The 25,044-nt window shown below is 54.3% G+C and carries 23 protein-coding genes; 15 read left to right on the top strand and 8 right to left on the bottom strand.

From position 1 onward, the window contains the following. Positions 1-75 precede the first annotated feature (75 nt). Complete coding sequence (locus ALIPUT_RS07645; protein WP_187117651.1) at positions 76-1,257, bottom strand: iron-containing alcohol dehydrogenase; 1,182 nt, start codon at positions 1,255-1,257, stop codon at positions 76-78. Between the two features lie 643 nt (positions 1,258-1,900). Between ALIPUT_RS07645 and ALIPUT_RS07640 the strand changes: the two genes are divergently transcribed. The 14 genes from ALIPUT_RS07640 (at position 1,901) to ALIPUT_RS07575 (ending at position 16,615) form a co-directional block, all read left to right on the top strand. Further along, a complete protein-coding gene (locus ALIPUT_RS07640) occupies positions 1,901-2,812 on the top strand; it encodes a helix-turn-helix domain-containing protein (protein WP_040293581.1) in 912 nt (303 codons plus the stop codon). Positions 2,813-3,143: 331 nt separating this feature from the next. Next, positions 3,144-3,506 (top strand): hypothetical protein, encoded by a 363-nt coding sequence (locus tag ALIPUT_RS07635; protein WP_004329276.1) that lies wholly within the window; start codon positions 3,144-3,146, stop codon positions 3,504-3,506. A 95-nt stretch (positions 3,507-3,601) separates the two neighbouring features. Further along, positions 3,602-3,952, top strand: a complete 351-nt coding sequence (locus ALIPUT_RS07630; protein WP_004329275.1) for an NADH-quinone oxidoreductase subunit A — start codon at positions 3,602-3,604, stop codon at positions 3,950-3,952. After that, positions 3,943-4,602 (top strand): NADH-quinone oxidoreductase subunit B, encoded by a 660-nt coding sequence (locus ALIPUT_RS07625; RefSeq protein WP_004329274.1) that lies wholly within the window; start codon positions 3,943-3,945, stop codon positions 4,600-4,602. Before ALIPUT_RS07630 ends, ALIPUT_RS07625 begins: the two co-directional genes overlap by 10 nt. Beyond that, on the top strand, positions 4,599-6,227 hold the full coding sequence (locus tag ALIPUT_RS07620) for an NADH-quinone oxidoreductase subunit D (protein ID WP_004329273.1): 1,629 nt from the start codon (positions 4,599-4,601) through the stop codon (positions 6,225-6,227). The genes ALIPUT_RS07625 and ALIPUT_RS07620 overlap by 4 nt, the downstream gene beginning before the upstream one ends. Before the next feature lie 28 nt (positions 6,228-6,255). After that, positions 6,256-7,332 carry an NADH-quinone oxidoreductase subunit NuoH gene (gene nuoH / locus ALIPUT_RS07615; RefSeq protein WP_004329272.1) on the top strand — a complete coding sequence of 359 codons (1,077 nt, stop codon included), beginning with the start codon at positions 6,256-6,258 and terminating at the stop codon, positions 7,330-7,332. Positions 7,333-7,334: 2 nt separating this feature from the next. After that, positions 7,335-7,772, top strand: a complete 438-nt coding sequence (locus tag ALIPUT_RS07610; protein WP_004329271.1) for a 4Fe-4S binding protein — start codon at positions 7,335-7,337, stop codon at positions 7,770-7,772. Between the two features lie 4 nt (positions 7,773-7,776). Next, a complete protein-coding gene (locus ALIPUT_RS07605; RefSeq protein WP_004329270.1) occupies positions 7,777-8,286 on the top strand; it encodes an NADH-quinone oxidoreductase subunit J family protein in 510 nt (169 codons plus the stop codon). A gap of 177 nt (positions 8,287-8,463) precedes the next feature. Continuing rightward, complete coding sequence (gene nuoK / locus ALIPUT_RS07600; protein ID WP_004329269.1) at positions 8,464-8,772, top strand: NADH-quinone oxidoreductase subunit NuoK; 309 nt, start codon at positions 8,464-8,466, stop codon at positions 8,770-8,772. 20 nt (positions 8,773-8,792) lie between these two features. After that, positions 8,793-10,685 carry an NADH-quinone oxidoreductase subunit L gene (nuoL, locus tag ALIPUT_RS07595; RefSeq protein WP_004329268.1) on the top strand — a complete coding sequence of 631 codons (1,893 nt, stop codon included), beginning with the start codon at positions 8,793-8,795 and terminating at the stop codon, positions 10,683-10,685. Positions 10,686-10,695: 10 nt separating this feature from the next. After that, on the top strand, positions 10,696-12,180 hold the full coding sequence (locus ALIPUT_RS07590; RefSeq protein ID WP_004329267.1) for a complex I subunit 4 family protein: 1,485 nt from the start codon (positions 10,696-10,698) through the stop codon (positions 12,178-12,180). Between the two features lie 7 nt (positions 12,181-12,187). Further along, positions 12,188-13,612, top strand: coding sequence for an NADH-quinone oxidoreductase subunit N (locus ALIPUT_RS07585; RefSeq protein WP_004329266.1), 1,425 nt, complete (start codon positions 12,188-12,190; stop codon positions 13,610-13,612). A gap of 129 nt (positions 13,613-13,741) precedes the next feature. Continuing rightward, a complete protein-coding gene (locus ALIPUT_RS07580; protein ID WP_004329265.1) occupies positions 13,742-14,689 on the top strand; it encodes an NAD(P)H-dependent flavin oxidoreductase in 948 nt (315 codons plus the stop codon). A 15-nt stretch (positions 14,690-14,704) separates the two neighbouring features. After that, positions 14,705-16,615, top strand: a complete 1,911-nt coding sequence (locus ALIPUT_RS07575; protein WP_004329264.1) for an ABC-F family ATP-binding cassette domain-containing protein — start codon at positions 14,705-14,707, stop codon at positions 16,613-16,615. A gap of 589 nt (positions 16,616-17,204) precedes the next feature. Here ALIPUT_RS07575 and ALIPUT_RS07565 read toward each other — a convergent pair. The 7 genes from ALIPUT_RS07565 to ALIPUT_RS07535 all read right to left on the bottom strand — a co-directional run bounded on the left by ALIPUT_RS07565 (position 17,205) and on the right by ALIPUT_RS07535 (position 23,694). Then, positions 17,205-17,696 carry a PepSY-like domain-containing protein gene (locus ALIPUT_RS07565; RefSeq protein ID WP_004329262.1) on the bottom strand — a complete coding sequence of 164 codons (492 nt, stop codon included), beginning with the start codon at positions 17,694-17,696 and terminating at the stop codon, positions 17,205-17,207. Beyond that, entirely contained in the window at positions 17,686-18,129 is a 444-nt protein-coding gene (locus tag ALIPUT_RS07560; RefSeq protein WP_004329261.1) for a PepSY-like domain-containing protein, read from the bottom strand. Before ALIPUT_RS07560 ends, ALIPUT_RS07565 begins: the two co-directional genes overlap by 11 nt. A gap of 66 nt (positions 18,130-18,195) precedes the next feature. Further along, a complete protein-coding gene (locus tag ALIPUT_RS07555) occupies positions 18,196-19,530 on the bottom strand; it encodes a PepSY-like domain-containing protein (RefSeq protein WP_040293579.1) in 1,335 nt (444 codons plus the stop codon). Between the two features lie 119 nt (positions 19,531-19,649). Continuing rightward, the gene (locus ALIPUT_RS07550) at positions 19,650-20,099 is read right to left on the bottom strand and encodes a PepSY-like domain-containing protein (RefSeq protein ID WP_004329259.1); all 450 of its coding nucleotides are present in this window, start codon (positions 20,097-20,099) and stop codon (positions 19,650-19,652) included. Positions 20,100-20,377: 278 nt separating this feature from the next. Next, the gene (locus ALIPUT_RS07545) at positions 20,378-21,649 is read right to left on the bottom strand and encodes a sensor histidine kinase (RefSeq protein ID WP_004329257.1); all 1,272 of its coding nucleotides are present in this window, start codon (positions 21,647-21,649) and stop codon (positions 20,378-20,380) included. Between the two features lie 11 nt (positions 21,650-21,660). After that, positions 21,661-22,335, bottom strand: a complete 675-nt coding sequence (locus tag ALIPUT_RS07540) for a response regulator transcription factor (protein WP_004329256.1) — start codon at positions 22,333-22,335, stop codon at positions 21,661-21,663. A gap of 516 nt (positions 22,336-22,851) precedes the next feature. Then, positions 22,852-23,694 (bottom strand): helix-turn-helix domain-containing protein, encoded by an 843-nt coding sequence (locus tag ALIPUT_RS07535; protein ID WP_004329254.1) that lies wholly within the window; start codon positions 23,692-23,694, stop codon positions 22,852-22,854. A gap of 198 nt (positions 23,695-23,892) precedes the next feature. Between ALIPUT_RS07535 and ALIPUT_RS07530 the strand changes: the two genes are divergently transcribed. Then, positions 23,893-25,044: an efflux RND transporter periplasmic adaptor subunit gene (locus ALIPUT_RS07530; RefSeq protein ID WP_022459869.1), complete on the top strand. Its 1,152-nt coding sequence runs from the start codon at positions 23,893-23,895 to the stop codon at positions 25,042-25,044.

The following is a 25,044-nucleotide window of genomic DNA, read 5'->3' as shown; positions in this document are numbered from 1 at the left end:
CGATCGTGTGAATCATCCCTCTCAACGAACCCCGGGCTGCATTTTCCGACCGAGGCCCGATCCGGAACCAACCCCTTACCGATACGACGCCCTGTAAATGGCTTCGCACTCCTCGTCCGAAAGCGGCTCCCGGTCGAACGGAAACAGGAAGCCCATCGTTTCCCTGGCATTGCGGACCATCGCCGGAAATTCGTCGGGCGAAATACCGTAATCGGACATCCGCAAATCCGCCACACCGCACGCCCGCTGCAGAGCCTCGAGCGCCCGAATGAAATCCATCGGCTCCCGGGCATCTTCCACGCCCAGCGCACGGGCCATCGCCACGAAACGCTCGTCGCAAACGTGCCGTTCGATGAAATGGGCGTAGTAGGCTTTCGAAATCATAATCAGGCCGGCGCCGTGCGGCAGCTCCTGGTGGTAGGCCGACATCGCATGTTCGAGCGAATGTTCGCTCGTGCAGCGCCCCACGCACATCACCGAACCCGAAAGGGTATTGCCCCACGCTACACGGGTGCGGGCCTCGAGGTCGCTGCCGTCGGCCACGGCACGAGGCAGGTAGCGGGCCACATTCTCAATAGCGTTGAGCACGTACATGTCGCTCATCAGATTGGCGGCATTGGAGATATAGGCCTCGGTCGAATGAAACAGCGCATCGAACCCCTGGAAAGCCGTGAATTTCGGCGGAACGGTAAGCATCAGCTCCGGATCGACGACGGCGAGCACTGGAAACAGCCCCGGATGTACGAAGCCCGTCTTTTCGTGGGTTTCGGCATTGGTAATCACGCACCCCGCATCGGTTTCGGAACCTGTACCGGCCGTGGTGGTGATCGCCACGATCGGCAGCGGCGTCTCGGCAACTGCCTTGCCCTTACCCGTTCCACAAGGAATATAATCCCAATAATCTCCGCCGTTGGACGCAACGACCGCAATAGCCTTCGCAGCGTCCATCACGCTGCCGCCGCCCAGAGCGACGATCATATCGCATCCGTTTTCACGAGCCATGGCACCTCCCGCCATAACGGTCGATTTTAACGGATTGGCCTCTACGCGATCGAACAATACCGTTTCCACTCCGGCCATACGAAGCTGCTCTTCCGTGCGTGACAAATAACTGTTGGCCCGGGTAGAACGTCCGTTGGAAATAACCAACAACGCCTTGCGGCCCGGCATCGGCTGGGCGTGCAATTCGTTCAGAGTTCCAGCACCGAACAACGTTCGCGTCGGAACGAACATGTCGTAATTCAAATTCGTCTTCATACCTATTAAATTTAACTGTTTATTTTCGTCCCGAAGCGGATTTTTTCGAACATCCCGATTTTTCGAACGACGGGACTCGAATTTTCCTCTCCTCGTTTTTGCAAAAATAGGATATTCCGCACGAAAAAAGAGGAAACAAATTACCGGAGAAATTACCCGAATTACAGATTCCGCACCCGTAATTCGGGGCTGGTCGATCGTTCCCTGACACAGATTACGGAGCTTCTTACCAAAATTACGGTTTTTGCCGGACGAAGCGTCCGGGAAGCGAATAAAGCGCTTATCTTTGCAGAAGATAGGACACGCCTCGGAAAACTGTGAACAAGCTCCCGTTTTCTTCTCGGCTTTCACTATCTTTGCAGAAGAGAAGATGCGGCTCGGACAAGCTCGAACGACCGACGCTCGAAGCATACGCAGAGGACACTGGTGAACTCTGCTATGCAAGGAGGAGGAAAACAGAACGTTAAATTTGGCTTGCCGCCTGCCTTTCACTATCCTTGCAATAGTAAGGATGCGTCCCGGACGAACACGGAAGAATCGGATTTTGCCGTTCACGTTCTTCGTTTCGAACAAGCGACAGAACCGCAGACTCCGCTCGGCAACCTGAAACAGCATCGCTTCCATGCAAAAAAACGAACCGACTATGGAAAAGGGAATCCACTATATCGAAAACGTCTTCGAATACAACGACCTGCTGGGTGTCGAAACCCTGCATCCGCTGGTCAGCGTGATCGATCTCTCGAAAGCGCATCCGATGAAGCACGTCCGTCATATTTTCGGCTTCTACGCCATCTTTCTGAAAGAAGTGAAGTGCGGCGACCTGCTCTACGGGCGTCAGCATTACGACTATCAGGAAGGAACATTGGTCTGTCTGGCGCCGGGGCAGGTTATCGGCATCGAAGACAATGGCGAAGTCTATCAGCCGAAAGGGTGGGCGTTGGTCTTCCATCCCGACCTGGTTCGCGGCACCTCGCTCGGACGCAACATCCGTGAATATTCATTCTTCTCGTATGAAGTGAACGAGGCGCTGCACCTCTCGGAGCGAGAGCGCGAAATGGTCGTCGGCTGCTTCCTCAAGATCCGGCAGGAGCTGGAACACGCTATCGACCGCCACAGCAAACGGCTCATCGCCATCAACATCGAAATGCTGCTCGACTACTGTCTGCGCTTCTACGAGCGGCAGTTCATCACCCGTTCGAACGTCAATCATGACATTCTGGCCCGGTTCGAACGGCTGCTCGACGACTATTTTGCGGGGGATCGCGCCCAGCGCGAAGGGCTGCCTTCGGTAAAATGGTGCGCCGGAGAATTGTGCCTTTCCCCGAACTATTTCGGCGATCTGATCAAGAAGGAAACCGGCAAATCGGCCCAGGAGTACATCCAACTCAAGTTGATCGCCACGGCCAAGGAACGGATTCTGGCACCCGACAAGACGATCGGACAGGTCGCCTACGAACTCGGCTTCCAATATCCGCAGCACTTTACCCGTCTGTTCAAGAAAATCACAGGCCTTACCCCCAACGAATACCGGTCGGCGGAACATCCGGCGTCGTAGCCGCCTGCATTCAATCGAAAAATAGCGCTGCAACCCGACTTTGCAGCGCTATTTTTATCCGTAATCCCGAAATTTCAAAAACAGGCTTTGCATCCGATATCCGTACATCATCGTACAAAACCTCGAAAAGTGACCAAGCTGCATAGCCGCAGCTTCAGGAAACCGCTTTTCCGAATATCACCCGTTTTCGACCGTTCACCGTAACGCGTTACAGGAACGGAAAATTCGTCAATTCGAGATCAAAATTATCCAATCCGAGACTTTTCCGCCGGACAAAAGAGAACATCTAACAGGAAAAAGGTTATCTTTGTGGCCGGAAAAAAGAATCGGAATGACCGGGAAAATCGGATACTTTTTATTCGCCTTGCTGGTACTGACGACAGGAACGCTCTGCCGCCAGCAACTTCCGGTGCAATACGCCTCCGGCGGCGATTCCGTCGGCAGCCTGACGCAGCACGTTCCGCCTCAGGAAAAGAGCGGCCTGCACTATTTCCACCATTCGTTCATCGCGTCCGAAACCGTAAGCGAGGTCATCGCACCGATGCTGCATATAAACTGCAGACAACTCGCATCAGCGACTCCTTCTCTCCGGCCTTCGGAAAAAAGTCCGCTCCCTTGCAGCAATCGTCCGGCGAATCCCCATCCCGACGCGGTGGATTACTACGTCTTTTCGCTGGGCAAAATCCGGATTTGACCGCTTCGATTGCCCCCATGCGCATCTTCCGACCGAAGAGGCGCACCACTCTTGTTTAACCGAATTTGCCCGAAAAAAACAACTCTTTACAGTATATGTATTTCGTACTACTAATGGTCGTAATCCTGACCGCCATCGGACTGGTGGCGATCGCTCTGGGAGTGGCCCGCGCGATCTCGCCCCGTTCGTACAACCCGCAGAAAGGCGAGGCGTACGAGTGCGGCATTCCCACGCGCGGCAAGTCGTGGATGCAGTTCAAAGTAGGGTACTACCTCTTTGCGATCCTGTTCCTGATGTTCGACGTCGAAACGGTATTCCTCTTCGCGTGGGCCGTCGTGGTGCAGGAGATCGGCGTCTTCGGCCTTGTCAGCGCCCTGTTCTTCCTGTTGATACTTACGTTTGGCCTGGCCTACGCCTGGCGGAAAGGAGCCTTGGAATGGAAGTAAGAAAACCGAAAATCAAGTCGATGAAATACGAAGATTTCACCGACAACGAATACCTCGAGAAGATGATCGAGGAGTTGCGTGCCAACGGCACGAACGTCGTCATGGGCTGCCTGGACGAAGTTATCAACTGGGGCCGCAGCAACAGCCTCTGGCCGCTTACGTTCGCCACGAGCTGTTGCGGTATCGAATTTATGGCGGTCGGTGCCGCACGCTACGATTTTGCCCGCTTCGGGTTTGAAGTAGCCCGTGCCAGCCCGCGCCAGGCCGACTTCATCATGGTCGCCGGCACGATCACGCACAAGATGGCACCGGTGCTGCGCCGTCTGTACGACCAGATGGCCGACCCCAAGTATGTGATCGCTACGGGAAGCTGCGCCGTAAGCGGCGGCCCGTTCAAGAAATCCTATCACGTAGTGAACGGCGTGGACAAGATCCTGCCCGTCGATGTCTATATCCCCGGCTGTCCGCCCCGTCCCGAAGCGATGCTTTACGGTATGATGCAGCTGCAGCGTAAAGTCAAGCTACAAAAATTCTTCGGCGACGTCAATCGGCAGATCGACAAGAAAGAGTACGAAAAACGACTCCGCGAGGACCTCACAGCGGAGCGTCCCGAACTGAATGTGGAACCCGAAGAGAAGAAAAACGTATGAACCTGCAAGAGATAATTACGGCAAAAGTACCCGGGGCCGTCTATACGGAGGCCGGCGACGGGATGTTCACCATCCCGGTCGAACAGTTCCACGATCTGGCCCGGTATCTGCACGACGATCCGGCGCTGCGCTTCGATTTTCTGCGCAGCCTGACGGGTATGGACTGGGGCGAAGAGGGGCTGGGTGCCGTCTATCACCTCGAATCGACCGCGACGGGAGAAAACGTCGTACTGAAAGTCCTCACCCCGAGCCGCGAGCAATGCGGTTTGCCGACGGTCAGCGACATCTGGAAGGGGGCCGAGTTGAACGAGCGCGAAGTGTTCGACTTCTTCGGTATCGGCTTCATCAACCATCCCGACATGCGGCGCCTCTACCTGCGCGACGACTGGGTGGGGTATCCGCTCCGCAAGGACTACGACCAGAGCGGGGAAACCAATCCGCTCCGTATGACCAACGAAGTGGCGCACGACAGTTCGCCGAGCTACGAGCTCCAGCCCGACGGCAGCATCATCCGCCGCCGCAACGTGCTCTTCGAGGAGGACGAGTACGTCATCAACATCGGTCCTCAGCACCCGGCCACGCACGGCGTGCTCCGCTTCCGCGTATCGCTCGAAGGCGAAATCATCAAAAAGCTCGACGTACACTGCGGCTACATCCACCGGGGCATCGAAAAGCTGTGCGAAAGCCTGACCTATCCCCAAACGCTCGCTCTTACCGACCGTCTGGATTACCTCGGCGCTTCGCAGAACCGCCATGCGCTCTGCATGTGCATCGAGAAGGGACTCGGCGTGGAGGTGTCGGAACGCGTACAGTACATCCGCACCATCATGGACGAATTGCAGCGTATCGATTCGCACCTGCTCTTCTTCTCCTGTCTCTGTATGGATATGGGTGCGCTGACGGCCTTCTTCTACGGTTTCCGCGACCGCGAGAAGGTGCTCGACATCCTCGAACAAACCACTGGCGGACGCCTGATCCAGGCCTACAACACCATCGGCGGCGTACAGGCGGACATCCATCCGGAGTTCGTAAAAAAGGTCAAAGAACTGATCAAATACCTGCGTCCCGTCCTGAAGGAGTATCACGAAATCTTCACCGGCAACGTCATCGCCCAGCAACGACTCAAAGGCACGGGCGTGCTGACGCGCGAAGACGCCGTTTCGTTCGGTGCTACGGGCGGCACGGGCCGTGCATCGGGCTGGGCCTGCGACGTGCGCAAGCGGCATCCCTATGCCATGTACGGCAAAGTGGATTTCCGTGAGGTACTCTTCACCGAGGGCGACTGCTTCGCCCGCTATATGGTCCGCATGGAGGAGATCCTGGAAAGCCTGCGCATCATCGAGCAGCTTATCGACAATATCCCCGAGGGTGAATATCAACTTAAGATGAAACCCGTAATACGTGTTCCCGAAGGAAGTTACTATGCAGCCGTAGAAGGCAGCCGCGGAGAATTCGGCGTCTATCTCGAAAGCCGGGGCGACAAATCGCCGTACCGCCTGAAATTCCGTTCGACGGGCCTGCCGCTCGTTTCGTGTATGGACACCATTACGCGGGGTGCGAAGATCGCCGACCTGATTGCCATCGGAGGTACGCTCGACTACGTGGTTCCGGATATAGACCGTTAAATTAACAGATCAGATAAAACAGATCAATATGTTTGATTTCAGCATAGTAACAAGTTGGGTACATGAACTGCTCACTTCTTTCATGCCGCTCGGACTGGCGATTTTCATCGAATGCGTGATCGTCGGGCTCTGCATCCTGTTGATGTACGTAGTGGTGGCGATCCTGATGATCTTCATGGAACGCAAGGTCTGCGCTGCGTTCCAATGCCGTCTGGGTCCCATGCGCGTCGGGCCCTGGGGTACTCTCCAGGTCTTCGCCGACGTATTCAAAATGCTCACCAAGGAGATCATCACGATCCGGCGCTCGGACAAGTTCCTCTACAACCTCGCACCGTACATCGTCATCCTCGCCTCGGTACTGGCGTTCTCCTGCCTGCCTTTCAATAAGGGTATGGAGATTTTGGACTTCAACGTGGGCGTCTTCTTCATGATGGCCGCCTCGTCGATCGGTATCGTGGGCATCCTGCTGGCAGGGTGGAGCAGCAACAACAAGTACTCGCTCATCGGCGCCATGCGAAGCGGTGCGCAGATGATTTCATATGAGCTTTCGATCGGACTCTCGATCCTCACGATCATCGTACTGACCGATACGATGCAGTTCTCCGAGATCGTCGCCCGACAGGCCGACGGCTGGTTCATCTTCAAGGGGCACATCCCGGCCATGATCGCTTTCGTGATTTATCTGATCGCCGGCAACGCCGAGGTGAACCGGGGGCCGTTCGACCTTCCCGAAGCCGAATCGGAGCTGACGGCCGGTTACCACACCGAGTATTCGGGTATGCATTTCGGTCTGTTCTACGTGGCCGAATTCGTCAATCTGTTCATCATCGCGGGTGTAGCCTCCACGATCTTCCTCGGCGGCTGGATGCCGTTGCACATCTCCGGCTGGGAGGGTTTCAATACCGTCATGGACTACATTCCGGGCTTCGTCTGGTTCTTCGGCAAGACGCTCTTCGTCATCTGGCTGCTGATGTGGATCAAATGGACCTTCCCGCGCCTGCGCGTGGACCAGATTCTGACGCTGGAGTGGAAATACCTGGTACCGATCGGGCTGGTCAATCTGCTGCTGATGGTCGTCATCGTCGTATTCAAACTGCATTTTTAAGTATGGCAAATTATATCCAAGGACTCTTTCACGGCATCCGCACCCTGCTCACGGGCCTCAAGGTAACGGGCAAAGAGTTCGTCACCCCGAAAATCACGGAGCAGTATCCCGAAAACCGGGCGACGCTCAAAATGAACGAACGCTTCTGCGGAACGCTCACGATGCCCCACGACGCCGAGGGCAAAAACAAGTGCGTCGCCTGCGGACTCTGCCAGGCAGCCTGTCCGAACGGTACGATAAAGATCACCACCGAAACCGTCACGGACGAAGAGACGGGCAAGCCCCGGCGTCGTCTGGTCAAATACGAATACGACCTGGGAGCCTGTATGTTCTGCCACCTGTGCGTGAACGCCTGTCCGCACGACGCGATCCGTTTCGACACGGCTTTCGAACACGCGGTCTATACCCGCGACAAATTAGTAAAAACCCTGAACAAATAACGTCATGGAGATAACACTCGACCTGATCGTCTTTACCGTGCTGGCCGTCTTCACGCTGGCGAGCGCCGTACTGGCCGTAACCACCAAACGCATCCTGCGTGCGGCGACGTTCCTGCTGTTCGTCCTCTTCGGCACGGCAGGCATCTATTTCCAGCTCAACTATTCGTTCCTGGGTGCCGTCCAGCTGCTTATCTATGCGGGCGGTATCACGGTTCTATACGTCTTTTCGATCCTGCTGACCTCTTCCGAGGGAGACAAGGCCGAAAAACTGCGCGGCTACAAATTCGTCGTGGGCATCCTGGCAACCCTCGCAGGACTGGCGATCTGCCTGTTCGTCACCCTGCGCCACCAGTTCCTGCCGGAACACTTCGAGCACGGTGAACTGGCCGTCCGGGAGATCGGATTCGCGTTGATGAGTCCCGAAAAACAGGGCTACCTGCTGCCGTTCGAAGTCATCAGTTTATTGCTGCTGGCCTGCATCGTCGGCGGTATCCTGATCGCCCGCAAACGATAATAAAAAGGTACCAGAAAGAGTAAAAAAGAGAGACCGGCCGCATTCGTCCATTTTACCGTATAACGGCTCCTCCGGCGGAGGAGCCGGGCAGGGGGCGAGGAAACAGCGAAACGTCGTGCATGAAGGCTGCGGCAAAGCGATGCGGTCGATGGAAAGTGTACAAAACAAATTACTGCTATGATACACATGGAGTATTACCTGATCGTTTCGACGATCATGATGTTCGTGGGAATCTACGGGTTCGTCACGCGCCGCAACCTGCTGGCGATGCTGATCTCGGTGGAACTGATCCTCAATTCGGTAGATATCAATTTCGTGGTATTCAACCGTTTCCTGTTTCCGGGTCAGTTGGAGGGCTTCTTCTTCGCCCTGTTCGCCATCGGCATCAGCGCTGCGGAAACGGCCGTGGCTATCGCCATCATCATCAACATCTACCGCAACCTGCGCCACATCCAGGTCAAAGATTTGAAGAAACTCAAATGGTAACGGATTAAAACGCATCGACTATGGATTTTACCATTCTAATTCTCGTATTGCCGCTGTTGAGTTTCCTGGTACTCGGACTGGCCGGCACCAAACTCAAACCGGGAGCGGCGGGCGCCATCGGTACGGTCGTGCTGGGTGCGGTCACCGTGTTGAGCTACCTCACGGCCATTCTCTATTTCGGCGCCGGGCGTAACGCGGAGGGCATTTTCCCGACGCTGATGCCCTACAACGCCGTTTGGCTCCCGATCAGCCAGACGCTGCATATCGATATGGGCATCCTGCTCGATCCGATCTCGGTGATGATGCTCGTCGTCATCTCGACCGTGTCGCTCATGGTCCATATCTATTCGTTCGGCTACATGAAAGGGGAGCGGGGCTTCCAGCGTTATTACGCCTTCCTGTCGCTCTTCACGATGAGTATGCTGGGACTGGTGGTCGCCACCAACATCTTCCAGATGTATCTGTTTTGGGAGCTGGTGGGCGTGAGCTCCTACCTGCTGATCGGCTTCTACTACACCAAGCCCGAAGCGATCGCGGCATCGAAGAAAGCCTTCATCGTCACCCGCTTCGCCGATCTGGGCTTCCTCATCGGCATCCTCTTCTACGGCTATTATGCCGGGACATTCTCCTTCACGCCCGACGCACAACTGCTGGCCGCCGCCGGGACAATGATCCCGCTGGCCCTCGGACTTATGTTCATCGGCGGAGCGGGCAAGAGCGCCATGTTCCCGCTCCATATCTGGTTGCCGGACGCCATGGAGGGTCCGACCCCCGTATCGGCCCTGATTCATGCGGCGACGATGGTCGTCGCGGGCGTCTATCTGGTCGCCCGCATGTTCCCGCTCTACATCGGCTATGCTCCGGACGTGCTTCACTGGGTTGCCTACATCGGCGCTTTCACCGCGCTCTATGCGGCGGTCGTCGCCTGCGTGCAGAGCGACATCAAGCGCGTGCTCGCGTTCAGTACGATCTCGCAGATCGGTTTTATGCTCGTGGCGCTGGGTGTCTGCACCTCATCCGATCCCCACACGGGCGGACTGGGTTACATGGCTTCGATGTTCCACCTCTTCACCCACGCCATGTTCAAGGCGCTGCTGTTCCTCTGCGCCGGTTGCATCATCCACGCGGTACACTCCAACGAGATGTCGGCGATGGGCGGCATGCGCAAATACATGCCCGTCACGCACATCACCTTCCTCGTCGCCTGTCTGGCCATCGCCGGTATCTGGCCGTTGAGCGGTTTCTTCTCCAAAGACGAAATCCTGACCGCCTGCTTCGCATTCAGTCCTCTGATGGGCTGGGTGATGACGGGTATCGCAGGACTGACGGCCTTCTATATGTTCCGGCTCTACTACGGTATCTTCTGGGGCAAGGAGAACAAGGAACTGCATGCACATCACACGCCGCACGAAGCTCCGGCCACGATGACCGTTCCTCTCGTCGTCCTGGCCGTGATCACCTGCGTCGCGGGATTCATTCCCTTCGGCGATTTCATATCGAGCGACGGAGAAGCCTATACGATCCACCTCGACGGCGGGGTAGTGGCCATCAGCCTCACCGTCGCCATCGCTGCGATCGCCCTGGCGACCTGGATGTACCTGCGGGCCAAACAGCCCGTCGCCGACCGGCTCGCCACGACCTTCAGCGGCCTGCACAAGGCGGCCTACCACCGCTTCTACATCGACGAGGCGTATCAGTTCGTCACGCACCGAATCATCTTCGGCTGCATTTCGCGTCCGATCGCCTGGTTCGACCGTCACGTGGTGGACGGCTTCATGAACCTACTGGCCCGGACAACCCAGAGCGCCGCACTGGGGATCCGCTTCATGCAGAGCGGCAGCGTACAGCGCTACTGCATCTGGTTCTTTGCCGGGACGCTCGGCCTGACCCTTTTGTTACTCATCCTCCGATAATCCGAACGCTATGAATATACTTTCTCTGTTTCCGCTGATCCCCCTGGTGATGATGCTGGGGCTGTGGATTTCGAAAAATACGCGGCAGATCCATGCCGTCATGGTCGCCGGCTCCTCGGCACTGCTCGCGCTGGCGATTTATCTTGTGTTCCATTACCTCGGCCTGCGGGAAGCAGGCGCTACGGACGCGATGCTCCTTACGGACAGCGTCGTCTGGTACGCTCCACTCAACATCCATTACGCAGTGGGCGTGGACGGTATCTCGGTAGCCATGCTGCTACTGTCGGCCATCATCGTCTTCACGGGCACGTTCGCCTCGTGGCAGATGAAGAGCGACGTCAAAGCCTACTTCCTCTGGTTCTGCCTGCTCTCGGTCGGTGTCTTCGGATTCTTCATCACCGTCGATCTCTTCTCGATGTTCATGTTCTACGAAGTGGCACTGATCCCGATGTACCTGCTCATCGGCGTCTGGGGCAGCGGCCGCAAGGAGTATTCGGCCATGAAGCTGACGCTGATGCTCATGGGCGGGTCGGCCCTGCTGCTCTGCGGCATCCTGGGCATCTACTTCGGCGCCGGGGCGCAGACGATGAACCTGCACGAGATCGCCGCGCTGCACAACATTCCCCTCTCGCAACAGTACATCTGGTTCCCGATGGTCTTCGTCGGCTTCGGCGTGCTGGGCGCCCTCTTCCCGTTCCACACCTGGAGCCCCGACGGTCACGCATCGGCACCGACCGCCGTGTCGATGCTCCACGCCGGCGTGCTGATGAAGCTGGGCGGCTACGGCTGTTTCCGCGTGGCGATGTACCTGATGCCCGAAGCGGCGCACGAATTAAGCTGGATTTTCATCATCCTCACGACGATTTCGGTCGTGTACGGCGCTTTCTCAGCCTGCGTGCAGACCGATCTCAAATATATCAACGCCTACTCCTCGGTATCGCACTGCGGACTGGTCCTGTTCGCTATCCTGATGATGAATACCACGGCCGGCACGGGTGCCATTCTGCAGATGCTGAGTCACGGCCTGATGACGGCCCTCTTCTTCGCCCTGATCGGTATGATCTACGGCCGCACGCACACGCGCGACATCCGCGAGTTGAGCGGCCTGATGAAGGTGATGCCCTTCCTGGCGGTAGGGTACGTAATCGCAGGTCTGGCGAACCTCGGACTGCCGGGTCTGAGCGGTTTCGTCGCCGAAATGACAATCTTCAACGGCGCTTTCATGAATAACGACACGTTCCACCGCGTCGTGACGATCATCGCCTGCACATCGATCGTGATTACGGCGGTCTATATCCTGCGCGTCATCGGCCGCATCCTCTACGGCACCTGCCGCAACGAGGCGCATCTGAAACTCACCGACGCCACGTGGGACGAACGGCTCACGGTCATCTGCCTGATCGCCGCCATCGCCGGTATGGGTACGATGCCACTCTGGATCAGCGATATGGTAAGCGGCAGCGTTTCCACGATCATCTCACAGCTAATGAACTAATCCGACTATGAATTACAGCGAAATATTCCACTTCATGCGACCCGAATTGACGCTCATCGTCACGATCGCATTGCTTTTCCTGTTCGACCTGTTCGCCCCGGAGCGGCTCCGCAGATATTTCCACCCTCTGGCCTGCGTCCTCCTGACGGTACAGATCCTCGTCAATATCGTTCCGACACCGGACTCAGGGCAGCTGTTCGGCGGTATGTACCAGTACGAACCGATGCAGAGCATCGTCAAAAGCATGCTGGCTATCGGCACGTTTGTCGTCTTCCTGCAATCGAACGAATGGCTACGGCGCGAGGACACCGCCCATAAACGGGGAGAATTCTATCTGCTGACCCTCTCCACGCTGCTGGGCATGTACTTCATGATCAGTGCGGGCAACTTCCTGATGTTCTTCCTCGGAATGGAGCTGGCATCGATCCCGATGGCCTGTCTGATCGCTTTCGACAAATACCGCCACAACTCGGCCGAAGCGGGCGCCAAATACATCCTCTGCGCCCTGTTTTCGAGCGGTCTGATGCTCTACGGCATCTCGTTCATCTACGGCACGGCCGGTACGCTCTATTTCGACGACATTCGTCTGGACGGCTCACCGCTTCAAATTATGGCGCTGGTGTTCTTCTTCTCCGGTTTAGGCTTCAAGCTCTCGCTCGTACCGTTCCACCTCTGGACGGCCGACGCTTACCAGGGAGCGCCCACGACCGTCACTTCCTATCTTTCGGTCATATCGAAAGGCTCGGCCGCTTTCGTGCTGATGACCATTCTAATCAAGGTTTTCGCACCGATGGTGCAGGAGTGGCGAACGATTTTGTTCGTAGTCATCATCCTGAGTATCACGGTGGCAAACCTCTTCGCCATCCGCCAGCAGAACCTCAAACGCTTCCTGGCTTTCTCATCCATCTCGCAGGCGGGCTACATCATGCTGGGCGTGATCGGCGGCTCGGCCCTGGGCATGACCTCGCTGGTTTACTACATCCTGGTCTATATGGCAGCCAACCTGGCGATTTTCGGCATCGTTTCGGCCGTCGAACAACATACGGACGGGAAAGTTTGCATCGAGGACTACAACGGTTTCTACCGCACCAACCCCAAACTGGCCGTGCTGATGACCCTCTCGCTCTTCTCGCTGGCCGGCATCCCGCCCTTCGCAGGCTTTTTCTCGAAGTTCTTCATCTTCGCGGCCGCTTTCAAGGAGGGATTTCATCTGCTGGTTTTCATCGCCCTGCTCAACACAGTGATCTCGCTCTACTACTACCTGCTGGTGGTCAAAGCCATGTTCATCACCCCCGGCGAACACCCCATCCCGACCTTCCGCAGCGATCGGGGAACCCGTTTGAGCCTGGCGCTCTGTACTGCCGGTGTGCTGTTGTTGGGTATCGCCAGTGTAGTGTACGATTCGATCGGAGCGTTCGCCTTCGGCATGTAAGCGACGCATCCGCAGCATATTATCCGGCGGACGGCTCTTTCGGGCTGTCCGCTTTTTTGGAACCGGGAGCAGGGTTGCAGAAACGCCGAAATCTGCGTATCTTTGGTCACATCTAATAAAACGACGACTATGAACCGAATCAACACTCTCTTCGGAATCGAATACCCGATCGTTCAGGGCGGCATGGTGTGGTGCAGCGGCTGGCGGCTGGCCTCGGCCGTAAGCAACGCCGGCGGACTGGGCCTGCTGGGAGCAGGCTCCATGCATCCCGAAACACTGCGGGAACATATCCGCAAATGCCGGCAGGCGACCGACAAACCGTTCGGCATCAACGTACCGCTGATGTACCCCCAACTCGATGAAGTCATGCAACTGATAGTGGACGAAGGGGTCAAGATCGTCTTTACTTCGGCCGGAAATCCGAAGCTCTGGACAGGCTTTCTCAAATCGCACGGCATCACGGTCGTCCATGTGGTTTCCTCCTCGAAATTCGCCCGCAAATGCGAAGAGGCGGGAGTCGATGCCATCGTAGCCGAAGGTTTCGAAGCCGGCGGTCATAACGGACGCGAAGAGACCACCACCTTATGCCTGATTCCGGCCGTACGACGTGTCACCTCGCTGCCGCTGATCGCTGCGGGAGGCATCGCTACGGGCGCCGGGATGCTGGCAGCCATGACCCTCGGGGCCGAAGGCGCGCAGATCGGAACCCGCTTCGCATTCGCCGCAGAAAGCTCGGCACACGAAAACTTCAAAAACCGCTGCCTGAGTCTGGAAGAGGGCGATACGATGCTGATGCTCAAAAAAGTTTCTCCCACGCGCTTGGTCAAGGGCGGTTTCTTCCGCGAGGTCGAAGAGGCCGAGAACCGAGGAGCTACGGCCGAAGAGCTGAAAACGCTTCTCGGAAAAGGACGCGCCAAAAAAGGTATGTTCGAAGGCGACCTCGATAACGGAGAGCTTGAAATAGGGCAGGTGGCCTCGCTTTTCCGCGAGCAGCAAACTGCGGCAGAAATCGTGCACGACATCGTGACAGAATACCGCAACCTACTGAATGAAAGCAAAGAGAAACTGTCCATCTAAACCGACGCACAAAGAATGATCAACTACCTCCAAGTCGAAAATCTGACCAAGTCGTACGGCGATCTGGTGCTTTTCGACAATATCTCTTTCACGATCGGCGAGGGGCAGCGCATCGCTTTGATCGGGCGCAACGGTTCCGGTAAAACGACCCTGCTGAATATTCTCGCAGGCAAAGATACGGCCGACAGCGGAACGATCACGCCCCGCCGTGACCTGCGTATCGCTTATCTGGAACAAAACCCGGAATATGCTGCGGATCTAACCGTACTGGAAGCCTGTTTCCGTTCCGACAATCCGGCCTTGCGAGCCATCGCAGCCTACGAACAAGCCGTCGCCGATCCTGCGCAGGACGGGTTGCAGGAGGCCATGAGCCGTATGGACGCCCTCGCTGCCTGGGACTACGAACAGCGGGCCAAGGAGATTCTGTCCCGACTAAAGATCAACGATTTCGACAAAAAGATAGGCCAGCTTTCCGGCGGACAGCTCAAACGTGTGGCATTGGCAGCGGTGCTAATCAGCGAAGCCGACCTGCTGATCCTCGACGAGCCGACCAACCACCTGGATACCGACATGACCGAATGGCTCGAAGAGTACCTCACGCGAAACAAGGCAGCCTTGCTGATGGTCACCCACGACCGCTATTTCCTCGACCGGGTGTGCAGCGACATCCTGGAGGTGGACCAACGGTCGGTCTGCTTATACAAAGGAAATTACGCTTACTACGTCGAGAAGAAGCAGGAGCGGGCCGAGGCCGCCGAAGCCCGGCGCGAGAGCGACCTGAATCTCTACCGCCGCGAGCTGGAGTGGATGCGCCGCCAGCCCCAGGCGCGGGCGACCAAAGCCCGAGCCCGCATCGACTCCTTTCACGAACTGGACGCCAGGCTGAAAAGCACCCGCACGCAGGCGTCGCTGAAGCTCGACGTTCAGGCTACGCGCATCGGTACCAAGATATTCGAAGCCAAAGAGCTCTGCAAGCGTTTCGGGGATCTGGTGATCCTCGACCGTTTCAACTACAACTTCGCCCGGTATGACAAACTGGGTATCGTCGGGGACAACGGCTGCGGCAAATCGACCTTCCTGAAGCTGCTCACCGGCATCATACAGCCCGACAGCGGCACGATCGAAGTGGGCGAAAGCGTCCGCTTCGGCTATTACAGCCAACAAGGGCTGGACTTCGACGAGGGAAAGAGGGTGATCGACATCGTAACCGACATCGCCCACGAAATCCACCTGGGCGACGGACGCCGGATGAGCGCATCGCAATTCCTGCAATATTTCCTCTTCCCGCCCGAGGTGCAGTACAGTTATGTCGCAAGGCTCAGCGGCGGCGAGCGCAAGCGGTTATACCTCTGCACGATCCTGATACAGAGTCCCAATTTCCTGATCCTCGACGAGCCTACGAACGACCTGGACATCGTGACGCTCGGCGTACTGGAAGAGTACCTGCAAGCATTCAAGGGGTGCGTGATCGTGGTTTCGCACGACCGCTACTTCGTCGATAAGGTCGCCGACCATCTGCTCGTCTTCTGCGGAGGCGGGGAGATCCGCGAATTCGCCGGCACCTACTCCGACTACACCGCTTGGAAACGCGACTACGAAGCGGCGAAACAGGCTGCCGTCGCCCAGGAAAAAGCCAAGAGCACGGCATCCGGAAGCAGGGGCGGGGAGATCCGGAAGTCCGGGACGGCCCCGGCAAAAACAGGAGCGGCACGCAAGCTCACCTTCCAGGAAAAACGGGAGATGGAGCATCTCGAAGCCGAAATACCGGAATTAGAACAGGAGAAAGCCGCGATCGAAGAAAAACTCTCGTCCGGCGACCTGCCGTTCGAAGAGCTTACGGCGCTTTCGGAGCGGATCACGGCACTCATGGACCAGATCGACACCAAAAGCATGCGATGGCTGGAATTGAGCGAGATCGGAGGTTGATTCCTTCCTTGCATACACTCTGAAACACCAGAATACGTCCTAAAGCCGATACACTCCTCTTTTCGGGGAGTGTATCGATATTTTTTTCTCGCAACAATTTTATTTTTCGAAAAATTTTTCTTAATTTTATTTCCGGAAGTTTACGATAAACGACCAATTCCAACTAAATTAACTCTCCATTTTTCTCAAGCCGCCTTCCCGGGCGGCTTGGTTTTAACCTTTCCGCAAGCATCCTCCATCCCGCAAGAACCGATTTCTATATTGAGCTTAAAAATTATTCGACGAACACCTCCGATACATCGATGGCTGCAACCCGATTTCACGACCATTTGCAGCGATAAACCGTCGCCCCCTTGGATTCTTCGGAACGGGAAACAAAAATCCGTCTGAACCACACTGCGTAACAACTCGCAACCGCAATAGTAAACGATACACATTCCGCAACCGCTTTTCGAAAAGCGAAATACCCGACACTTTTCAGCAATCGGAAATAACATCCACAAAGCAAAACCAGCCTCCGATCCGGAAGCTGGTTTTTACCTCCCAATAATATACTCCCCATTTCCGGGAAAGCGGAACAATATATCGATCAATCGTCGTACTCTTTCAACGCGAAACGCTTGTCATCGAAGGTCAATTCGATCGTATTGTTCAACTTCACTTCCCATTCCCGGCAAGTATGCTCGATTCCGACGAGGAAGGTTCCCGGAAAGTTCCGAGCGACGTAATCCGCAATCTGCGCCGGAACAACAGCCGACGGAACCGCCCGCGAACGGCTTTTAATTTCTCGCCACATTCCATTTCGGCGAAATTTCACTTGGGTACCGTCGGCGAAAACGACTTTATACGTAACTGCAAGTTCGTCGAGCGTCTTGATTACCAAAACGGGATTCTCTTCCGGATAATGCTGTGCGATAAAAGAGCGGGCCTCACCGGGCAGTTCCTGTGGCGCTACGGCTCTTTCACACTCTATATTCCATGCGATTGCAAAGAGTAGAGCGAATATAGCAACGACACCCGTGATCCATACCCACCTTTTTCCCGAGCCGGATTTCAAAACTTCGGGAATTTTAGTCATCATAGTCTATGACGTTGAAATTCAAATCGAATTCGACTTCCAATCCGTTCGACAGTTCGATTTCCCACGAATAGGCATCACGGTCGATCTTGCGGATAAACTGACCGGGGTAGTTCATCTTCGCTACGAAATCCGCGATCTGCTGGGGAACGATCGCCGCAGGAACGGCCGAATATTTACGATCGACCGCCGACCACTGACCGTCGGCACGGAATTCCACTTCCGTGCGGTCGGTATAAGTCACCTCATATTCCGAACCGAAGTATTTGCTCTCCTCAACCGCATAAGCTACGGTCAGATCCTTGAAATACGTAGCGAGAAACTCCTGCGCGGCTTTAGGAAGGTTGTCGATCGTAATCGGTTTCTCGCGTCCGTCGGCCTGGGCCGACACGATGCCTGTAAGCAACAATGCCACTGCTAAAATCATCTTTTTCATAATACATTGATTTTAATCAAGTGAATATTAGCCATACAAAAATTCAAAAGTTGTCTAGCCGATCCATCAATCTTCGTAGGCCTCGATATTTCCGTTCGTATCCACACGCAAATCATACTCTCGACGGTCTTTTCGTGCTTCGAACTCATACCACATCCCGCCGGAAGTTTCGATGCATTCAAATTCGTCGTCGTCGAGGGTATAGCCAGCCTGCTGCACCGCATCCAAAATATTTTGCGGCAACCGGTGGAGCTCCCACTCGGTGCGGAGCCAGTTGTTGCGACCGTCGAAAAGCACCTCTTTCCTGAGATTTTCGTGAAGAATCGTCAGTTCAAGACATCCGTCATCATAGTCGCGTTCCACGACCTTAGCTCCCGGATAACGATCGTTCAGGAAGCGCTCGATCTCATCCTCTACCGGCAGTCCATTACCTCCCGTGTTTCCCATATCTATTACAGGACGGGGAATGATCCGAACAGGGGAATCGTTTACGTAAATATCTACCTCTTTATGCCGTGTCTCCACTTCGACACACCAGAAAACGCTGATTCCGTCTGCCGTAGCCTTATCGAGTGACCATTTTTCGATGTCGTCGATATCGTTGGGGCTCGACAGCTGCTGGTCGGCCGCTACCGCATTGTAAATCGCTTCCGGCACGGCCGAACCAATATCCCGACGTCCGTATTCGATCTTTGCATAGATGCGGTTCCCCTGCGCATCGAAATAGAGTTCATGCTTGTAACCGCCGCAAACAAGCTCGACTTCCGTACCTCCGTATTCCCGGTCCACGTCTATCACCGAGCCTCCGCCGTTATCATCGAGGTAACCTTGAATCTGCTGTTCGATACCCGCCGCAGGTTTCTCTGGAATATAGTCTTCATAACCATCATCCGCAGCATTGGTTACTTCGTTCACCAATACGCCTTCGGTCGAAAAATACAGGTCCATCCCGGTCGTTATGCCGTCTGCCGTGCGGGTGACGCCGATAACATAGACAACGGTCACACCCTCGCTGCCACCGGCCCCGACGACCTCCTTGCGCTCGAGCTTATCCACCTTACCAGTACGGGTCCATCCTTCGGCTTCGGTATATTTGCTGGCATCGAAACCTTCCCGGACAGCCTGCGGAAGTGCCGCGAAGTCGATATTCGTTTCGGTCATGGCCCATTGTCCGTTTGCATTTTCGAACCATGCCGCATTGTTGGCCCTGGATTCCGTCCGGGCAGCCTCGAAGAAAAAGTTCGCCACAGCATAGTCGCCTCGAAGGGACCATCGTACATCTTGGGCACCCGGATAACGAGCGTTAAAAGCCGCCAATACCTCCTGCGAAATATGTGAGTCGCCCGGTCCTCCGACTTCATCCTTGTCGCACGCAGCGAACAGGAGAGCCGTCGCAGCCATTGTTAAAACAGATAATGTTTTTTTCTTCGTATTCATTGTTTCGTTTACTTAAATGTTTATCAATAATTTGTACTGCGAAATCACAGCCTGAAAAATCTTTATCGGAAACGGACGGGGTATCAATCGTCGATACCTATCAAATTATGACTTCGATCAAAAGTCAGCTCCATTCCGTTATTCAACTTGACCTCGACCTCCTGCTTGTCGCGTTCGATTTTGATGACCGCAGCACCCGGATACAGCTCCTGTACTTTGGTTTCGATCGGCATCGAAACGATTCCTGCGGGTAACGACGAATAACGGCAATCCACCTCTTTCCACGCTCCGTTTCGACGGAACTCGACCTTGCTGCCGTTCGTAAACATCACTTCGTAAATGACTTCGAAAAAATCGCTTTCTTTTTTTGCGTAGGCGATTTTTTCACCGGGAAAATACCGGGCAATGAACTCTTGCGCCTGTCGCGGCATCTGTTCGGTTGTGACCGCACGGTCGTGATCGGCATAAGCCGGCGAGATTGTCAGCAGCGTGATGCCGATCAAAAACGCCATCATTTTTCTCGTGTTCTTCATTTTCTCAATATTTTTTATCGGGAGATCACCCGATCGGTTTGTATGGTACAAAATTGAGAACCGATTTTGGAGCGAATTTGGAATTTCGATATTTTAACAAAATATTTTTTCCGAACCCGATTATATATTTCGATACCCCGATCCGAAACCGGCCGATATGCTTCGACTTTCCTCCGAGAAAGGGATTTCGGACAGAGTCAGAACCGGTAACAGAGGGTTATCGCCGAAATCAGCAAAAAACAGTCGTCATATTCGAATGCAGCTGATCGTCGTCCCAATTATCGCCAGCTTACGCCAAAATGGTGGCGGCCATTTTCGAAGTAATAAATTAGTCCGAGGCGATAATAATCCGTTATGGCTTTGACCAGTGCCAAACCGAGCCCTGTCGAGCCTTCTTTTTGCGACCCCTGATAAAAGCGTTCGAAAATATGTTTCTCATCAAGCGGCGATACTCCGTCGTTAATAACCGTCAATACATTTCCCTCGATACGAATATCTACGGCGGCTCCGTCGGCACTGTGAAGGTAGGCGTTCTTGATCAGGTTGGAAACCAATATCGAACAAAGCGATTCATCCATCCGGACCGAGAAGGTACCGGGCAAATGCAGACGACAACGGATTTTATGCTCTCCGTATATATCGTCATAAAGCGCCTTCCGCTCCTCGACCAGGGGAACGAGATCGATGTCGGTGCTCTCCGAAAACTGACCGTTATCTATCTTGGTAAGCAGCAACAGCGTTTTATTCAGCCGGACGATATGGTCGAGCGTACGCCGCATCTGAATAATTTCGCCCGTCGTTTCCTCGTCCAGGTCCGCACAATCGAGCAGATACTCCATACGTCCGCCAAGTACAGCCAACGGAGTTTGCAACTCGTGCGAGGCATTGCCTATAAACTGTTTTTGACGCTCGAACAACTCCTCGGAGCGATCCACGGCCTGCTGTGCCGCAACATTCAATCGACGGAATTCGGTAATAGAGGTATCGTTCGGCACAGGCGCGACTTCGCGCCCGGGAGCATAGCTATCCAACCAATGCAACAACTCATAAAGCGGCAGCATGCTTTTATGGAACACCCACAAGGTCGTTCCGGAAACTGTCACCAAAAGGAAAAGATAGAGCCACACGACCCACCACATGACTGTTTCCAGCAGATCGTCTTTTTCGAAAGTAGGCATAGCCACCTTCAGTTCATAAAAATTACCGTCCTTATCCTGAAAAATAGTCGCCAACACCCGGGCCGGCTCGGTTTCATCCTTTTCCGGAATATACACCTCGGTATCGTAGTAGTCGATCGAAGGACGGGTGGCGACGTATCCGGATTCAACGGGGATGATCGTGTAACTGTTATTGGAACCTTCGTTCGAACGGGGCAAAGGCTCCCCGGCAAGCACCCTCATTACGATCAATTCCGAATAATCCTCGAGAGCATCGTCCGCTTCATCGTTTATCTCGTCCATCATGGTAAAATAAAACACGACCGCCCATAAAGCGATCAGCGGGAACAAGACCAGCGACAAACGAAGCGATATGTTATAGATCAATTTCATAAATGCATTGCTTAATCAATCAGTTTGTAACCGAAACCGTACACAGCTTTGATTTCGATCGAGGCTCCGGCCTCTTCGAGTTTGCGGCGCAGATTTTTGACCTGCGAATAAACGAAATGGAAATTATCGGATTGATCGACATGATCCCCCCATACGGCTTCGGCCAAAACTGCCTTATCGACCACATGACGCGGACGCTGCATGAAATACGAAAGAATATCGAACTCCTTTTTCAATAAAGCGACCTCCTTGCCGTCTATTTCCACTCGGCAACTTTCCGGGTCGAGCGTTACATTACCCAGCGCAATGCCGCCTTTCCCGCCACCGCGACTACGGCGAATGACACTCTGGATACGCGCCGAGAGTTCCGCCAAATGGAACGGTTTAGGCAGGTAGTCGTCCGCACCTTCTTTCAGCCCGAGGACCTTGTCTTCCAAAGAATCCCGAGCCGAGATAATGATTACGTTTTCGCGTTTATCCGCTCTTCGAAGACGCTCGAGAAGTTGCAACCCGTTGCCGTCCGGCAGCATAATGTCCAATAAGATACAATCATACGAATAGGCTGCCAATTTGTCCGAAGCCTCGGCGTATGTACTGGCCGTTTCCACGACATATTGCTCTTTGCGAAGTGCACGTGCCAGCAACTCACGCAATGAGGATTCGTCCTCCACGATCAATAATTTCATAACGACAAGTCATTTTAATACCACAAACAAAAATACCGATTTTGTAAAGAAATTGAAATGAACTCGAATATAATAAATTATATTACGGGAAGTTTTTCATTAGGCGTCTGCATATACTGATCTATAAAACTCCATAACTTATTTGCTATGTTTATAGTTATGCAACTTGCTAACAGACAAAACATTATCCGAAAATGGGGGAACGGACAGCCGTACGGACAGGTTCCGCCTTTCGTCTTCCGAAGAAAAGAAAATACATTCGCAAAAAGCAGAGGCAATACCTGCCGTTGCATGCCGTGAAGCGTACGATAGCCTGTACACGATCGAGGGGAGGGGTGATGCCCACATTTCAAAATGACCCGAACCCGGTCTTCCGGAATACTCGTAACCCAGCCACAGAACTACATCGAGCTCCGTAGTGGAAGTCCATAAAAACGCTTCACCCGCACTGAAAAATCAGCACGGGTGAAGCGAGGCGACCGCCCGTAAAATCGTTCCGGGCAACTTGTCGGCAAACTATCGGCTCTCCTGCCGGAAAGCCGATGGAGAGATCCCAGTATGTTTCTTGAAATAACGCCCCAAATAAGACTGATCCGGGAAATGCATTTTATAAGCGATCTCCTGAATGGGCAGGGTAGTGTTCTGAAGCAATACTTTTATTTCCATTATTACGATCTTATCGATCAACTCCTTGGCCGATTGATGCGTCGTCCGGCGCACGATGGCGGAAAGATAACGGGTCGAGATACAGAGCTTGTCCGCATAGAAAGAAACCTCACGCTCTTCGATACAACAGTCATGAACTAGGGAAACAAAGCGATGAAACAGCTCCATCTGCCGGTTGGAAGTCGTGGGACACTGGCTGCTGACCTTACGCTGGATCTTATCGTAAAGCTCCAGCATAATATTCTGCAACCGATTTCTCACGATCGTCTTTCGGAACATATTACCCCGATCCTGATAGGTGTAATCCATTATTTCGAACCAGGTAGACAATCCGGCAGCCATCCTTTCGTTTACTTGAGAAATGGGATTTTCCTTCAAAAAGCTGAAAAACGAGAGCCCCAGCCGAAATCCGGCCTCCCCGAACAGGTCGGGAGAGAAGGCGCCGAACCTCACCGAAAAGTCGGCCGACGCATCGTCGAACATCAATACGCTGCCGGGCAGTAAGAGTACGATCGTATTGAGCTGCAAAGGTCCCCGGCGAAGATCGACGGTCACCTGGGCATGACCGCTCGTACAAAGCAGAACCAGTGCGCAATCGCAACGGCAGGGATTATTGAAGAAATAAGCGAGATCGGATTTTCCGATAACAAAAGGTTCCTCTTCGGAAACAGCTATGGGGTTTGCTGCGGACATAATGATTTCTTCTTTTTTGGACAAACGAAAAGCCCCTGATATTATTATCGTACAAATATGGCATAAATATACCGAAAAGTGACAATATTATTCGCAAGAAAGAAAGTTACACATTAAATTTTACGGTACTTTTGCATGACAAAAAGTTTTTTAACGGGAAAATATTTTTTCAAAGTAATAATAATCAACCAAAAAACTATGAAGCAGAAGTTAATTCAGGCAGTCTTGTTCGGAAGCTGCATGGCTTTCGCCGTATCGTGCGGCCAGGCTCCGACGGCAAGAGGCGAGGCGGAATATTCCGTCATGACAATTTCGACATCGGACGTAACGATTCCGAGCACCCACTCGGCAACCATCCGTGGGCGCCAGGACATCGCCATTTACCCGCAGGTATCGGGTACCATTTCCAAAGTGTGCGTTAAAGAGGGTGAAGTAGTTCGCCAGGGACAGTTGTTGTTCATTATCGACCAGGTGCCCTACAAGGCAGCCCTGCAAACCGCAAAAGCCAACGTCGCAGCTGCCGAGGCCAGCGTAGCCACCGCTCAATTGACCTACGACAGCAAAAAAGAGCTGTTCGCCAAGAACGTCGTTTCGCAGTTCGACCTGCAAACTTCCCAGAACAACCTGCTGACGGCAAAATCCCAGTTGGCACAGGCCGAGGCACAGCTCGTCAATGCGGCCAACAACCTCTCCTATACCGAAGTGAAAAGTCCGTCCAACGGCGTAGTCGGTGTCCTGCCGTATCGTGTGGGTGCCCTGGTGAGCGCATCGATTCCCCAACCGCTGACCACCGTATCGGACAACTCCGATATGTACGTTTATTTCTCCCTGACGGAGAATCAACTGCTCGACCTGACCCGTGAATACGGCTCGATGGACAAAGCGCTGGCGGCGTTGCCGAACGTGCAGCTTGTGCTCAACGACGGATCGCTTTACTCCCAGGAGGGACGCATCGAATCGATCAGCGGCGTGATCGACACTTCGACGGGCAGCGTACAGCTTCGCGCCGTATTCCCCAATCCCGGACGCTTGCTTCACAGCGGTAGCTCGGGTAATGTCCTGTTGCCGCACATCTACAAAAACGTAGTCACCGTTCCGCAAGTCGCTACCTTCGAATTGCAGGACAAGAAATTCGTTTATAAGGTCGAGAACGGCGTAGCCACCTCGCAGAATATCACCGTATCGCCCCAGAGCGACGGCAAGAATTTCATCGTCACCGCCGGACTCACCCCGGGCGAAGTCATCGTGACCGAAGGCGTCGGTCTGATGCGCGAAGGAACCCCGATCAAACCCAAAGGAGCCGCAACGACCGCGACCGCTCCTGCAGAACAACCTACAAAAGAGCAGTAA

It is taken from the genome of Alistipes putredinis DSM 17216 (assembly GCF_000154465.1).
Taxonomy (GTDB): domain Bacteria; phylum Bacteroidota; class Bacteroidia; order Bacteroidales; family Rikenellaceae; genus Alistipes; species Alistipes putredinis.
This window is presented reverse-complemented; position numbering and strand designations above follow the sequence as displayed.